This window comes from Streptomyces himastatinicus ATCC 53653 (assembly GCF_000158915.1).
GTDB lineage: Bacteria > Actinomycetota > Actinomycetes > Streptomycetales > Streptomycetaceae > Streptomyces > Streptomyces himastatinicus.
Map to the genome: position 1 here is coordinate 17,723 of NZ_GG657754.1, position 15,472 is coordinate 33,194.

Annotated in this window: 8 protein-coding genes and 4 pseudogenes; 10 read left to right on the forward strand and 2 right to left on the reverse strand. The window is 68.5% G+C overall.

The window, feature by feature from the left end; all coding sequences use genetic code 11:
- Positions 1-48: 48 nt before the first annotated feature.
- Positions 49-471 carry a hypothetical protein gene (locus SSOG_RS00090; protein WP_245606173.1) on the reverse strand — a complete coding sequence of 141 codons (423 nt, stop codon included), beginning with the start codon at positions 469-471 and terminating at the stop codon, positions 49-51.
- Positions 472-818: 347 nt separating this feature from the next.
- Here SSOG_RS00090 and SSOG_RS00095 point away from each other — a divergent pair, with 347 nt between their 5' ends.
- From SSOG_RS00095 to SSOG_RS00135, 8 genes and pseudogenes are all read left to right on the forward strand, one after another.
- A complete protein-coding gene (locus tag SSOG_RS00095; protein WP_009712132.1) occupies positions 819-4,607 on the forward strand; it encodes an nSTAND1 domain-containing NTPase in 3,789 nt (1,262 codons plus the stop codon).
- Positions 4,608-5,260: 653 nt separating this feature from the next.
- Positions 5,261-6,243: pseudogene (locus tag SSOG_RS47885) on the forward strand (IS5 family transposase).
- Between the two features lie 581 nt (positions 6,244-6,824).
- Positions 6,825-7,913: a radical SAM protein gene (locus tag SSOG_RS00115; RefSeq protein ID WP_009712137.1), complete on the forward strand. Its 1,089-nt coding sequence runs from the start codon at positions 6,825-6,827 to the stop codon at positions 7,911-7,913.
- Positions 7,913-9,226, forward strand: a complete 1,314-nt coding sequence (locus SSOG_RS00120) for a preATP grasp domain-containing protein (protein ID WP_009712138.1) — start codon at positions 7,913-7,915, stop codon at positions 9,224-9,226. Before SSOG_RS00115 ends, SSOG_RS00120 begins: the two co-directional genes overlap by 1 nt.
- Before the next feature lie 12 nt (positions 9,227-9,238).
- Positions 9,239-10,411 (forward strand): MFS transporter, encoded by a 1,173-nt coding sequence (locus tag SSOG_RS00125; RefSeq protein WP_009712139.1) that lies wholly within the window; start codon positions 9,239-9,241, stop codon positions 10,409-10,411.
- Positions 10,412-11,070: 659 nt separating this feature from the next.
- A complete protein-coding gene (locus SSOG_RS55290) occupies positions 11,071-11,364 on the forward strand; it encodes a hypothetical protein (protein ID WP_245606553.1) in 294 nt (97 codons plus the stop codon).
- Positions 11,297-12,503, forward strand: a pseudogene (locus SSOG_RS55295) (ISL3 family transposase); the annotation flags it as partial. The gene SSOG_RS55290 and the pseudogene SSOG_RS55295, both read left to right, overlap by 68 nt.
- A gap of 179 nt (positions 12,504-12,682) precedes the next feature.
- Entirely contained in the window at positions 12,683-13,138 is a 456-nt protein-coding gene (locus tag SSOG_RS00135) for a GNAT family N-acetyltransferase (RefSeq protein WP_039940379.1), read from the forward strand.
- Between the two features lie 380 nt (positions 13,139-13,518).
- Here the strand turns inward: SSOG_RS00135 and SSOG_RS58170 are convergent, their stop codons facing one another.
- Entirely contained in the window at positions 13,519-13,836 is a 318-nt protein-coding gene (locus SSOG_RS58170; RefSeq protein ID WP_167542443.1) for an acyl-CoA-like ligand-binding transcription factor, read from the reverse strand.
- A 307-nt stretch (positions 13,837-14,143) separates the two neighbouring features.
- On the opposite strand from SSOG_RS58170, the pseudogene SSOG_RS00140 reads away from it, so the two are divergent.
- Positions 14,144-15,015, forward strand: a pseudogene (locus SSOG_RS00140) (tRNA (adenosine(37)-N6)-threonylcarbamoyltransferase complex transferase subunit TsaD).
- Positions 15,012-15,467: pseudogene (locus SSOG_RS55310) on the forward strand (GNAT family N-acetyltransferase). Before SSOG_RS00140 ends, SSOG_RS55310 begins: the two co-directional pseudogenes overlap by 4 nt.
- Positions 15,468-15,472: the final 5 nt, after the last annotated feature.

The window sequence follows — 15,472 nt, forward strand, 5'->3', positions numbered from 1 at the left end:
CGCCGAGGTGTGGCGTGGAAACGCCGTCAGGCGGGGGCTCGGCTGTGTCTACCAGGCGCGCTTGCAGTTGAGGAGCGGTTTCTTGCCGACCTTGCGGTCGCAGGCGTAGGCATACACGTTCGCCTTGTTCTTGAACGACCACGACTTAGTGCCGTTCACCACGGCGACCTTGTTCTTCACGGGGCGCCATGCGCCGCCGGTGAACTCGTCGTACTTGAGCGCCAGGACGGCCTCGTAACCGTCACCGGCGACACGGTCCCTGGCCGTCGCGCCGGAGAAGGATCCGTCGTAGAGCGTACGGCCGGCGGCGGTTCCGGAGACCCAGTACTTGTATGTACCGCTGATCTCGGCCTTGCCGCTGGTCGACCTCACGTTGAAGCCCACGCTCACTGCGTTCGCCGAAGTGCTGGCCCCCATGACCAGCGCGGAGGCCAGACACATGGCTCCCACGACCCCGCGCTTGGTGAACATGATCATTACGTTTCCCCCTGAGAAGAGTTGGATCCGGACGCTTCGCGGACTGCGAAACGGCGTCTGTCGGGTTCGCCAACGTCCTCAGTTTGCATTTTGGACGCCATTGAAGACCCTCTTCGCGTTAGTGGGCTGTTCATGGATGCCGACCCGTGGCCAGGGTGGCCACTGGGGGCGTCCTGGATCGAGTTCACCGGGTTTCGGGTTGTTGCACAGCCGTGTCCCGGGCATGAAACAAAGCAGGTCACAGGCCTGGGATGGCGGGATGGTGCCTTTCATGATGGTGGGGCGCGTGTTGGGATGAGACGCCGCCGCAGGTCGCGGGCGGCACGGGGGAAGGAAGCGATATGGGGCGTCCCGAGGCGGACCTCGATCCGGGGCTGGGGCCGGTTCAGCGATTTGCGTTCGAGTTGCGCAAGCTGCGCCAGGAAGCGGGCGGCATTACCTACCGGCAGATGGCCCGGCAGGTGGAGGTCTCGGTCTCCACCCTGTCCAGAGCGGCCAAAGGAGAGCAACTGCCCTCCCTGCCGGTGGCCTTGGCCTATGTGCGGGCGTGCGGCGGCGAGGAGCAGGCGTGGGAGCGGCGCTGGCGCGAGACGGTCATGGAGCTGGCCCGGACTGACGACCTCGTGGCGGACGAGGCCGTCCCGCCTCCTTACCGTGGCCTGGCCCGATTCGATGTCGGCGATGCGGAGCTCTTTTTCGGCCGGGACGAGATGACCGACGCGCTGGTCCGCGCGGTGGCGGAACACCGTGTGTTTGCGGTCTTCGGGCCGTCCGGCAGCGGCAAGTCATCCCTGCTGCGGGCGGGGCTGATTCCCCGCCTGCGCAGCCTCGACGGACCGAACCGGCCAGCGGCGGTGCGGATCCTCACCCCGGGCGAGCATCCGCTGCGCAGCCACGCCACAGTGTGCGTACCAGCCCCGGGCGAGGGGGAAACCTGGTTGGTCGTGGACCAGTTCGAGGAGGTCTTCACGCTCTGCCGCGACACCGGAGAGCGGGCCGACTTCCTTGCCCGTCTGCTGGCCGCCGCCGAGCCCGGAAGCCGGCTGCGCGTCGTCCTCGGTGTACGCGCCGACTTCTACGGACGCTGCGCCGAGCACCGTGAACTCGCCGACGCCCTGCGTGAGGCCAACCTGCTGGTGGGACCGATGAGCCCGGCCGAGCTTCGCGAGGCCGTCGTCAGGCCCGCGCAGTCGGCCGGGCTGATCGTCGAGCGCGAGCTGACCGCCCGCCTCGTGGAGGAGGTGGACGGCGAGCCGGGCGGCCTGCCGCTGCTCTCCCACGCCCTGCGGGAGACCTGGCAGCGGCGCCGCGGGCGGGTGCTCACCATGGAGGCATACGAGGCGGTGGGCGGCGTGCACGGCGCGATCGCGCAGAGCGCCGAGGAGGTCTACACCTGGTTCTCCCCCGACCACGCGGAGCTGGCCCGGCTGATCCTGCTGCGGCTGATCGCCCCCGGCGAGGGCTCCCAGGACACCCGGCGCCCGGTCGACCGGAGCGAACTCGACCTCGGCACCGCCTCCCAGGACGACATCGCCCTGGTCCTGGACCGGCTGGCCCGCGCCCGGCTGCTCACCCTCGACGAGAACACCGTCGACGTCGCCCACGAGGCGTTGATCTCCGCCTGGCCCCGGCTGCGCGGGTGGATCGAGGAGGCCCGTGAGCAGCTGCGCGCCCACCGCCGCCTGACCGAGGCGGCCCTCGCGTGGGACGACCTCGGACGCGACCCGGGAGCCCTGTACCGCGGCACCAGACTGGCCACGGCCGAGGAGGCGTTCACCCAGCCCGGACCCAGCGCCGCCCTCACCGTGCTGGAGGCGGACTTCCTCACCGCGAGTGCCGCAGCACGCGATCAGGAGCGGCAGGCGGCGGCTAGGGCCGCACGCCGGCTGCGCACGCTGGTCGGCTCGCTGTCCGCTGTGGTGGTGCTCGCCCTCCTGGCGGGCATCGTCGCCTGGCAGCAGACTCAGCAGAGCGACCGGCAGCGGGTTCTCGCCGCCGCCCGCAGGGCCGCCACCGTCGCGAACGGACTGCGCTCCTCCGATCCCCGGCTGGCACTCCAACTCAGCGTCGCCGCCTGGGAACTGAGTCACACTCCGGAGACCGAATCGGCACTGCTGGGCGCCCTGGAGCAGCGGGAGCGGGCGAAGTTCGAGCCGCCGACCTCCGACTACGACTACGAACAGTTCCTGAGCGACGGAGGCCGCACCTTCACCCGCATCGAGAACGAGAAGAGGCGCATCACGGTGTGGGACGCGGAGACGGGCCGGGTGACCGGCACCTACCCCTCGGTGCCGGGTCACACGGACCCGGAGGCATTCGTCCCTCCTCAGCACAGCCCCGACGGCGCGACGCTCGCCGTCCCCACGGGCGCCGGCATGCAGGTGCGGCTGTGGGACATCCGCGCCGGACGCTACCGCAGCCCCGCCTTCGGCCCCTCCCGTTCCGCCACCGCGTTCCTCATGGGATTCAGCAGTAGCGGGCGGGCGATGTTCTTCAGCGCCGACGACCGCGGCATAGAGGTGTGGGACACGCGCACTGGGCGGCGCCTGCTCTCCGCCCCGGATGCTCCCCAGGCGGTGGCGGCGGACGTCAGCGCGGACGGCCGCCTGCTGGCGTACTGCACCGAGGACGATCACGTCGAGCTGCGGGACATGCGCCAGGACCGCCGACCGGATGCCAAGTGGATCACGAAAATGCCCTGCTCGACCCTGCAGTACATACAGTTCTCGCCCGACGGACACACCCTGGCGGTGGCGGATGAGCAGGGACTGCGGCGCTGGCGGCTCTCCTCCGGGAAGGAACTGCCCATGCTCCGCCAGACGGGCCCGGAACGGTATGCCTTCAGCGACGACGGCAAGTTCGTGGCGGGCGCGGGCAGGAACGAGATCCTGCTCTGGCGCCTTGACCGGCCGCAGGCCCCGGTCTTCCGCCACGCACTGGCCGACGAGTACGGGGTCCCCGGCGGCATCGAACTCGACATGAGTTCCCGTGCGATCCGCTACATCGGAAGCGGAACCGGCACCCGACCCGTGGTGCACACGCTCGATCTGGTCCGGTCCATCACCTCCTCCTGGCGTGCGCAACCCCTCAACAACGCCACGTTCAGCGCGGACGGCAGCACGCTGGCCCTGGCCCACGCAGGCGCCCGCGCCGACCACTTCACCCTGCTCCACGCACGCAGCGGCAAGACCCTGGCGAACGTTCCCGGACTGGAGCGGTCCGCCCAGGCCGGGGAAAACGGCCCCTTCCTGCCGATGTCGCTGAGCGCCGACGGGAACCGCTTCGCCTACGGCCTCGACAAGTCGCCCATCCCGCACGGCGCAGACGGGATCCGCGTGTGGGATACGAGAAGAAACCGGCAGGTCACGGCGCTCACCCCCGGTGATGCGGACTTCGAGTTCATGGCAGTGGCCCTCAGCCCGGACGGCCGGGAGGTGATGACCACCGATGCGGAGAACAGAGTCAAGGTCTGGGACACCCACAGCGGAAAGCGGCTGCGCACCCTGCCCAAACCGAACCGTGGCAACCGCGATGAGCAGGTCCAGGAAATCGGCGCGCTCAGCGCCGACGGCACGAAACTCCTGACGGACACCGGCGCCCTGATCAGAGTGTCCGACGGCAAGACCCTGCCCGACGAACTCGGGGAATGCCAGGACTGCGTGTTCGCGTTCAGCCCGGACGCGCGCCGGATCGCCGTGGCGGCGACGTACCAGGGAAAGGTGTCCCTGTGGGACGGCACCCTGCGTACGCCGCTGGGCACACTGTCCGGCACTCTCTCCCGCGCCACACACGGCGCACGCGAGGTACCGACCGCGATGGCCTTCTCCCCGGACGGCACCACCCTCGCCGTCGCCGGGGAACAGGGCACCCTGCAGCTGTGGGACGTGGCCTCTCAGCAACCCCTCGGCCCCACACTGCGCACTCCGGGCGACAGCATCCTGTCCCTGGCCTTCAGCCCGGACGGCGGCACACTGTACGCCGCGGGTGAACACGTGCCGTGGCAGAAGTACGACATCGATCCGGACCGAGCCGTCGACACGGTGTGCGCACGCGCCGGAACTTCGCTGTCCCCAGCCGATTGGAACAGGTTCCTCCCCGAAGTCCCCTACCGGCAGCTGTGTCGGCCCTGAGCGTACGCAGTCCCCCGAGCGCCCTGCCACGTCCACAGGCGCCCGACCCGAACCTGATATCCGCCGATGCGGACATCCTCCGGGATCTGCGCCGCCGGCACGTGTGGGCCTACGACCTGCTACCCAACCCCCGGGGAGATGATGTCCGGCATCGGGAAGCTGCCCAGCAGCACCACCCGCGGCATCATCAAGATCGCCTCCTGGTTCACGTTGCCGTCGGCGTCGGTGAACCAGATATGGGGCAGCGGTCCGTACGCCTCCCTGCCCGTTGTTGGCGACGTGACCGATCGTCTGGCCGGCGGTCTCCTGGCAGAGGGCCGCGTACTGGGCGGTGCCGAGCATCTCGTGCCAGACCGCATGGTGATTCCCCTTTCAGTGCCGGTGGTGCTCTGCGGTCCCGGCCCAGGATGGGCTGGAGGTGGTGCCAGCAGCGCGCTCCTGGTGCGCGTGGTCGAGCCTGGGGCGCGGCAGTTCATAGGGCCCTGGGGCGGGTGCGGGGGTCTGGTCGACCGCGAGGCGACCGTCACCGGTCCCGGGTACGGGGCCGTTCAGGAAGGGCCAGCGGCGGGTGGCGTTTGGGTGAGGCGGTCCTAGGGGCTGTCTTTAGTTGTGATCAAGATCGGCGGTACCTGCCGATCCGGTAGGACTGTGGTGTGACGCGTACGCAACTCACGGACGAAGAGTGGGAGTTCATCGGGCCATTCCTGCCGGTCGGCAGGTTCGGCCCGTACCCCGACCGGCTGCGGGATCAGTTCGAGGGGGTGATCTGGCGGTTCCGCACCGGCAGTCAGTGGCGGGAGATGCCCGAGCGGTTCGGCGCCTGGCAGACCGTCTACAACCGCTTCATGCGATGGCGGGACGCGGGTGTTTTCCAGGCCCTGCTGGAAGAGGCGATCGCCGAGGCCGTCCGCAGGGAGGAAATCGACATGTCGCTGGTCAGCGTGGATTCCACCACCACGCGGGCTCATCACGACGCGGCCGGCATGCGGGTCAGCGAAGAGACCCTGGCCGCGCTCGAAGAGGCGGCCTCGCAAAAGGGGGAGCGTCCGGGGAACAAGGCGGACAGGACGGCGAAATCGATCCGGTCCGCGCCGAACGCCGACGCATCCGCTTACGACGGCGGGCACGGCTGAAGGCCGCCCTGCTCGGGCGGTCCCGCGGCGGGCTGACCAGCAAAATTCACCTGGCCGCCGACCGGCGATGCCGGCCGATGGCGCTCCTTCTGACCGCCGGGCAGGCCGCCGACAGCCCCCAGTTCATCCCAGTCCTGAGCAAGGTGCGGGTCCGTCTACCCGTCGGCCGTCCCCGCACCCGGCCCGCCGCCGTGGCCGGCGACAAGGCCTACTCCTCCCGCGCCAACCGCGCCCACCTGCGCAAACGCCGTATCAAGGCGGTCATCCCGGAGAAGAAGGACCAGGCAGCCAACCGCAGGAAGAAAGGCAGCCGGGGCGGCAGGCCCGTCACCCACAACGCCGATCTCTACCGCGATCGCAACACGGTTGAGCGGGCCATCAACAGGCTGAAGGACTGGCGAGGCATCGCGACCCGCTACGACAAGACGTCCGAAAGCTACCTCGCCGGACTGCATCTCCGCGCAGCGACCATCTGGATCAGCAGCCTCCTGAAAGCCAATTGATCACAACCGCAGACAGCCCCTAGGCCACGATGTCGATCGTGCGGGTCACCACGTACTGGGCGAGTGCTTCGGTGAACAGAGCCCGTCGGTACTTGCCACTTGACGTTTGTCCGGCCGGGCGGCCAAGTTCGCCCGTCCCCCGAACGCTCACCGCGCCACCGACGACTGCGGTGCGTGCTTTGAGCTTTTCCCACGGGTCACTGATGGCCTCCTTCTGAGCTGAACAGTGCACCGATGTGGTGCAACGACCGGCAGCGAAGAAGGAATGGCCTGATTTGGTTGGTGGGACGGCGTGCGTGCCTGAGCTGCCAGGATGCCTTCCCGGCAGCTACGGATTGCCTCCACTCGACCTCTCACCGTCACGAAACGTGACGCCCCCCATATTCCATGCATCTGACATATGTTCTAGTGGTCGGCCGGTGACTCCTGGTCACACAGCCAGTAGTGCAGGGGGATTGCCACCTTGTCAGGCTGCCGGACCGGCCACCCAGCCCGGTTCCGTCGGCCTGCGCGCCATGCCCTCGGCCAAGGGCTAGGCGCCATGTACCGTTCAGCGATCCTGAGAGGCAGATCGTAGCGCCATGGCCGGAGCCAAGAACGGCGTCTTCGCCGAGAAGATATCCCCGTACCTGCGCAAGAAGATCGAGGAAGCCGGTGAGCCGCTCCCGTTCCTCGACCTCCAGTACGTTGTCGATCCGTCGGAGGCTGTCGAGCAGACCTTCGAGGTCGCACGTCACTACCAGTCGGAGATGGGTACCGTCTTCGAGGGCCGTGAACTGCGCGGCGTCGAGAAGCTGTACCGGCGGACCCTGCTGGTCGAGCCCACCACGATCTGTGCCGCGCACTGCCGGTGGTGCATCCGCGGGCAGTACGACACCACGACGCTCTCCCGTGAAGATCTGGAATTCATCGCCCGCTACTGCGGCACGGCTCCGGAGAACCAGGATGTCCGTGAGGTGCTGGTCACCGGCGGTGACCCGCTGATCCTTATCGATCGGATCGAGTGGCTGCTGGACGCGTTGGAAGAGCACGCGCCCCAGGTCGAGATCGTGCGGATCGCTACCCGGGTGCCGCTCCAGGATCCGCGGCGGATCGATGCCCGTATGAAGCACGCGCTGCGGCGCAGGTCGACGTTCCGGGTCGAGGTCGCCACGCACATCAACCACAAGGGCGAGCTGTTTCCCGAGGTCAGGGAGGCGTACGCGGCGCTTCAGGAAGCCGGGGCACGCATCTACGACCAGACGGTGCTGCTGCGCGGGCTCAACGACAACCTCGACACCCTCGTCGAGCTCTTCGACGAGCTGCGCCACATGGACATCGAGGCGCACTACCTGTTCCACTGCGTCCCGATCCGCGGCATGGACCACCACCGCACATCTGTCGCGGAGGGCCTTGAGCTGCACCGCAGGCTGGGAGCCTCGGGGCTGACGTCGGGCCGTACGCGCCCGCACTTCACGCTGATGACGGACGTCGGCAAGGTGCCGCTGTACGAGGGCTCGATCATCGACCGGGACGAGCACAACCGGATCCTGCTCCAGACCGGCTACCGGTACGAGGAGAGGATGTCCTGGGTGCCCGGCTGGCAGCTGCCAGAAAACGCCCGCGTCGACGACGACGGGTTCTTGCAGGTCTGGTACCTGGACGCCATCGGCGGGAAGGCCGAGTTCTGATGCCCCGCCTCTGGCTCGGGAACGCCTGCACCGAGCACATGGTCGACCGCATGGACCTGCTCACGCAGGACGACTTCGACGGCATCCTTTTCGCAATGAAGCGCCTGGTGTGGCTGATGCGGGACGGCGATGCTCTCGTCCTGCCGCGGCCCGTGCCCGGCGCCTTCCTTGATCACGTCGCGCAGCACACCGGTATCTCGCCGGACCGTATTCACGTGATCGCACCGGATGCCGACCTCCTGACCCAGGGCCTGCTGCACTCGCAGGAGATCCTCGGCAGGCTGAGGGAACTGGTGACTCCCGGCTGGGAGTTCTGCCCCTACATCCACGACCGCGGTGCCGAGGTGTTCGCGCGTGAGCTCGGTCTTGTCACCGGATCGCCGTTCGTGGCGGAAGGCGGCGCGGAACTGCTCAACAGCAAGGTCGTCTTCCGTGCCCTGGCGGCGGGAGCCGGGTTCGCCGTTCCGGACGGCATTCCGTGCCGCACCAGCGAGGATCTCTCCCCCACCCTGCAATGGCTCCTGACCGCGCACCAGGCAGTCATCCTCAAGCGGGACCGCGCGGTCGGCGGCCACGGCAACATCGTGATCACCACCGACCCGGGCCTGAAAGGCACAGGGGCCCTGCACACGATCGTCCTCGCTGATCCGGCCGATCATGAGCAGGTCCTCAAGGAGGCCGGGCTGACCGCCACCCATGCCCCGCAGGGAGAGGTCGTCCTCGAGGTCTTCCACCCCGACTGCACGTCCGTCTACGTCGAAGTGGACTGCCCAGCGCACGGCGAGCCCGTCCTCCTGAACGGCGGCCAGCTCCGTACCGACCAGGATCCGCCAGTCCTCGCCGGGCTCGCGCTGCCGCCCAGGAGCGTGCCCGGCCGGGCATGGGAGGCCTTCACCGGTGAGGCCCTGCGGATGGCCCGATTCATGCAGGGCCTCGGCTATCACGGCCTGGCCAGCATCGACGCGGTGATCGACCAGGCCGGCAACGCATGGTTCAACGAGGTAAACGCACGTCTGGGCGGCAGCACCCACCTACACCACATCGCCCAGACGCTCGTCGGCCCGAACTGGACAGACAGCCACGTCCTGATCAGCAGGTTCAACGTCCGGGCACCCGCGCTCGACCGGCTCTTGCATGCCATGCAGGAACGCGGGCTTGCCTGGGATTCCCGACAGCAGCGCGGCATCGTCATCGCCTCCGATGACACTGCCGCCACCGGCAACCTCGAGTACGTGATCCTCGCCCACACCCATGAGGAAGCCGACGCCCTCGAACACCAACTGACCACCGTCTTGACCCGGCACGACAAGTAAGGATCACCACACGTGGCGTACCGTGGCCTGTTCACCAAGCACGTCTCGATCTGGGCCGCGATAGTCATGGCCAGCCGCCTCCCGGTGGCGATGGCGCCGCTTGCCTTCCTCTTCTACGGCCGCGGTACGGACGCCGGTTACAGCGGCGGCGCCGCAATGGCTGCCGGGTACGCCGTCGCCGAAGCGATAGGCGCACCGCTTCTCAGCACACGACTGCGGACACGTCCGTACCGACGCGAGATCGCGGCCGGGCTCGGCCTGTCCGCCGTCGCGTTCGCCCTGCTCGCGTTCCTGCCCAGCCCTGGCACAGCGCTGGCCGTGGCCCTGGCTGCGGTCGCCGGCGCCACCGCGGCGGCCGCACCGGGTGCCCTGCGCACCATGGCCGAGGACCTCACACCAAGACAGCACCTCCACACCATCCTCAGCCTGGAATCCACGCTCAACATGACCGTCTGGGCGGCCTCACCGGCGCTGGTATCCGTACTGGCGCTCGGCGTCGCTCCGCAGACGCCGTTCCTCATCGCCACCGTCGCCACGCTCGCCTCCATCGCCGCGCTGTGGCAGCTGCCCGACAAGACCGGCGCCACAGGCGAAGGGCAGCGTGCCCCGCTCAAGCAAGCCCTGACAGCCTGGCCCGTCTACCTGACCAGCATCGCCGCCATGTACCTGCTGGCAAGCATCGAGCTCACGCTGCCCGCCCTCCTCGAGCACCGGGGCCTGCCCGTCGCCTACAGCGGCCCGATCCTGACCGGCTTCGCCCTCGCGAGCATCGTCGGCGGCCTGGTCTACGGTGCCCGTACCTGGCCCGGCAGCGTGGAACGCCAAAGCACGGTCCTGCTCCTGGTGATGATCGCGGGCGTTGCCCTCACGGCCCTCGCTTCCCACTGGCCGGTGATCGCCGGCCTCCTCGCCCTCACCGGCCTCCTACAGGCCGCCGTACTGATCACCCGCAACCTCACCCTCCGCGAACAGCTCCCCGCCGAGCTCCACCCCGTCGGCTACTCCGCCCTCTACGCCGGCAGCGGCATCGGCTACGGCCTCAGTTCCGCTGTCACCGGCCTCCTCCTCACCGCCACCACCCCCGACACCGCCGTCCTCATCGCCACCGGCACCACGCTGGTGCTGACTGCGACAACCTGGCTCAGGCGCGAGGCCTCCAAGGTCAAGAAACCCGTTTCCGGATGAAAGAAGGCGGAGATGACGAAGTTCGCCGCCTCGTCCGGGCTGAACCGCTTCGAGTGGAGAAGTGGGAAGACAACCGCGGGGCACCCGGAGCTGTTTGCATGCTGACGTGCTGCCACCTCGCGGGATAGGCGGGGCGGTGGGGGCGCTCCGAGCATCTGCGCAGCCCACGCATCGGAGGATGCCCCAAGGGTACTAGTGTGCGCCGACTACGCCAGGACGTGAAGCGGCCCCCCGCCGACGGGGGATGCAGCGGGGGCCAGCACCAGTGTGGCACGGCGTAAGCGGCGAAGTGCCCGATCTGGTCGGCACACGTCTTCCCTGTCAAGTCTGTGAGTGTTGCGGACGGGGCTCTGACGGGGTGGCTTCGTTGATTTCTAAGGGTTCTGGCTCAACTTCCGTGAGGCACGCACTGTGAGTGACGACTGACGCCAGCAACATCCTCCGGGAAGTTGCCTGAAAATGATCAGTGGCGATGCTCGTGTGGCCGACAGTTCGGCGCCGTGGAAGAGAGAGTGCTCCGGCTGGAGGTGTTGCTTTTCCCGTCGGTCGCAGACGTGACGGTGCTGTCGGTGGACGTGAACGACGAGGCGGTGCGCATCGAGGCTTGTAGTGCGACGGCCGGGGCCGCGTGCCCGGGTTGTGGGCGTCAGTCGAGCCGGATGCACAGCTCCTACCTGCGGTTTCCCGCCGATGTTCCCAGTGCAGGCCGGCGGGTCGTCCTGTGCCTGCGGGTCCGCCGATTCTTCTGTGCGGAAGCTTCATGTGGACGGCGGACGTTCGTTGAGCAGTTGCCAGGGTTGACCTGGAGATACAGCCGGTGGACCGAACGCCTGCGTTCGATGCTGGCCGCGGTCGGTCTTGCGCTCGCCGGAGGGGCTGTCCCGGATGGCGAGCGTCTTCGGGGTTGCCGTCAGCCGCAGTACCGTGCTGCGGCTGGTCGGCTTGCTGCCTGAGCCGGATGTGCCGGCTCCGCGGGTGGTCGGAGTCGATGAGTACGCCGCGCGCAAGGGACGCGTCTACGGCACCGTGCTGGTCGATGTCGAGAGCCGACGGCTGGTGGACCTGCTGCCAGATCGAGAGGCGTCCAGTCTGGCCATGTGGCTGGCGAAACGACCTGGCATCGAGGTCGTCTGCCGGGATCGAGCTCCGTTCTTCGCGGAGGGTGCCACGGCCGGGGCACCCCAAGCGATCCAGGTCGCTGACCGGTGGCATCTGTGGCACAACCTCAGCGAGGCCACCGAGCGGGCTGTGGCCCGTCACCGCCAGTGCTTGCGCGTCCTGGTCCCCGAACCGGTCGAGGAGGAGGCCGACGAGCTCACACCGTCCGAGGAGTTCCCGGCTTCGCCCTGGAAGAGCGACAAGTTTGCCAACCGCATCCGGACCAGGCACGCCGCCGTTCACGCAATGCCGGAAGCCGGCCACAGCCGCCGTTCCATCGGCCGTCAACTCCACATGCCGCACCGCACAGGCAAAAGCCTCGCCGATGCCGCCAGGCCGGAAGACCTCTTCACCGGCCAATATCAGTTCAACCGAACATCCGCTTTAGACGAGTTCAAACCCTACCTGGACGACCGCTGGAACGAGGGCTGCACCAATGCCTGGAAGCTCTGGAAGGAGATAGTCCCCGCTCGGTTACAAGGGCAGCTACGGCATTGTAAGCGCCTACATCAGGAAGAAGCGCACCTCACCCCGTCCGATCACCGCACAGCCCCCGGCACCCCGCCTGGTGACCAGCTGGATTCTCAGCCGCCCGGAATCGCTCACCGAGATCGAACAACTCCGGCTCAAAGCCGTCCTGGCCAACTGCTCCGAGCTTGACGCCCTCACTGGTCACGTCCGGTCCTTCGCCCAGATGCTCACCGAGCGCCAGGGCGAACGGCTCACTGAGTGGCTCAACGCCGTCCGCCAAGACGACCTGCCAAGCCTCCACACCCTCGCCGCGGGCATCGACCGCGACCGTGATGCTGTGATCGCGGGTCTGACCCTGCCCTGGAACTCAGGCGTGGTCGAGGGCCACGTCAACCGGATCAAAATGCTCAAACGACAGATGTCCGGCCGTGCCGGCTTCACCCTCCTTCGCAGGCGCGTCCTGCTCGCGACGTGAACCGGTCCTCTGGCCGCCGGGCGTCCCGAAACATGTGGCCTGACTCCTCAAGATCGTCATAGTCTCGATTCGGACCACTTCCGGAAGCGGAGTCTGACAGTCGCGGCGGCACTCGGGGCGCCCGGGAGCCCAGGAGCCCGGGAGAGCCCGGAGAGAGGATGGACGCTTTGAAGATCGTGGTAGATGACCTCTCCGGGCCAGACATCGCCAGGTTCCTCGCCGAGCACGTCCAGCAGATGCGGTCCCTCACGCCCTTGGAGAGCAAGCACGCCCTCGACCTCGACAGTCTTCGGAAGCCGGACATCACGTTCTGGTCAGCCGTGGACGGCGACAGCCTGGTGGGCTGCGGTGCGATCAAAAGACTGGACGCGGGCCACGCGGAACTGAAGTCGATGCGTACCAGGCCCACGAGACAGAGAAGCGGGATCGCCTCCCAGCTGCTGGAGCACATTCTAAGCGAAGCCAAACGCATGGGGTTTACGCGTCTGAGCCTCGAGACCGGCTCGGCCGAGTTCTTCCTGCCAGCCAGGAGGCTCTATACAAAGTTCGGCTTCCACCACTGTGAACCGTTCGCGGACTACCAGCCCGACCCGAACAGCACCTTCATGACCAAGATCCTCTGAACGTTGAACGTCGGGCGTCCGTCGGCTCCCCTGGGCACCACTGGTTACTCATCGCCATCGGTTCACGAAAGTCGAGCCAGAACCGCGTCTCTTCCGACATGCGCCTCGGGGAATCGGCGGCCATCTTCATCGATGGTCCCTTCTCACGGAAAGGCGTACGAATGGACGGCGGCGCACGCAGCAGCCCTACCGTGCCACCCAGCGATCCGCCGAGAGGCCGGGTGTGTGCCGGCCCAGATTTCCGGAGTGCGTCACCGAACTGTCGCGTATGCGCGCCTGACAGGCATCGCACTCAATTGAACTCATGTCAATACCTGGTTCGCGGTGGAAAGTCGGCGGCACCGGGTACGGCGTCAGGCCGGACGGCTGCCGGCCTGACGCTACGCGCGCACGGATGGGGGTTCGTGGCCTTGGAATCCCTCGGCCAGTCCACGCATGGCCTGGCTGATGGGCTCGTCCAGGTCGGCGTCTCTTCGCGCCGCCACCGCTCGTAGGACGCCACCGCCGCACCGAGCGAGGCGTGGGCGATGACCTGCGGCAAGCAGTGCATCGACCGGCTGGTTCAGGCGTTGTGCGGCGATTTTGGCGGCCACGGCCCGCCAGTCGGCGTAACGGAGGATGGAGTGTGCTTGCAGCGCGGGCACCTGCAAGATCAGCCTCATCCGCTGCCTGTGCCAGGCAACTACGGCTGCTGCCACAGCTGCGCGCCGACGGGTTGCAGGCCGTCATCCGCCCGCCGTACGCGGTGGAGAACCTCGCGCGCGGACTGCACCCCGCGCGGTTCCGGTGACGACCCCGGTGAAGGACGCGCCCCCGTCGCCCACGGAGCGAGGGCACTGTCCGCAGGGCCGGGCGCCCCCCTGGTCCTGGCGATCGCGCTGGTGCGCAACCCGCTCGCCGAGCCGTATCTGCTCGGGGTGTCCTCCCGGGCGTCCCTCGGCGCGGTCGTACAGCGCGGCCCACGCGGGCGGGCAAATCACCGCAGTGCGGCTGGTGCTATCGGGAGTGGCGGTCGAGTCGGTGCTCCCCCGCGGACCGGGGCAACGAGGCACGGGAAGTGCACGCTGTGGCTGCCCATCGCTGCTCGGCCACGCGGTGGCGTCGAGCATGGATGAGCACGCCCGGTACGGCGGTGTCGTGCCCGAGATCGCCGCCCGCGCGCATGTGCACGCGGTGCGTCCGGTGATCCGGCGGGCGCTGGACGAGGCCGGGCTCACGCTGTCCGATGTCGGCGCGGTCGCCATCACGACCGGGCCGGGCCTGTCGGGCGCGCTCCAGGTGGGGCTGGCCAGAGCGAAGGGGCTCGCGTACGCCCTGGGTGTTCCGCTGTACGGGGGCACCTCCTCGCCGGTCATGTCGCCGCCGACCCCCTGGAGCACGGCCCGCTGCCCGACCCCTGCATGGTGCTGATCGTCTCCGGCGGGCACACCTCGCTGCTCCTGGTCCGCGATCTCGCCCGCGATCCGATCGTCCACCTCGGCGACACCCTCGACGATGCTGCCGGTGAGTGCTTCGACAAGGTCGCGCGGGTCTTGGGGCTGCCGTATCCCGGCGGTCCGGCCATCGACCGGGCGGCTCGCGCTGGGCGGAGAGCCACGCGGGCCGTGATCTGCCGGTGGCCGACGGGGCGGCCTCACTTCAGGAGGCGGTGGCCGACGTACTGACGGTGCGGTCGCTGTCCGAGGAGCGCTGCCGGGCCGCAAGCATCACGCTGCGCGTGCCACCGCTCAAACTGTGCACCGACAACGCCATGATCACGGCCGTCGGCGATCTACTCGTGCGCGCCGGTGCCGCTGGATGTGTCGATCGCCCCGTGGGCACCCCTGGGGTACGCCGCGCTCCGCCCGGCGGCTTCCGTGGTGGGGGCGGCGCGATGAGCATTCGTATCGTCAAAGGTGCCGGGCTCCTCGACCACACCGCGGCCCTGCGCTCCGTCCACGTCGATGCCTTCTGCGCCCCGCCCTGGAACGGGGACGCGCAGAAGGCGGCCGAGTTCGCGGGGCGGCTTCCGGTCAACGTACGCAGGCCCCGGCTTCGCCACCGCCTGGACCACTCTCGCCCCCTTCCCCACCGACCGCTGCTACCCGCAGGCCGCGGTGAGCCTCGGCCCCGACCGCACGGCGGAGTGGCTGTGCGGCGCACGCGAGATAGACGAACTCGCCGTCTCCGCACGCGGCACCGGCGGCGCGGCGCGCCTCCTGGAGGCGGTCACCGCCGACGCGCCGGAGGGCCGTTCCTGGCTGCCCAGGCCTCCCATCCCTCCCCCGAAGGCAAAGGCATCGTCGTCTTCCTCGGCCCCCGCCACCCCGTCCGGGCCCTCGTCCCCTAGGGGCT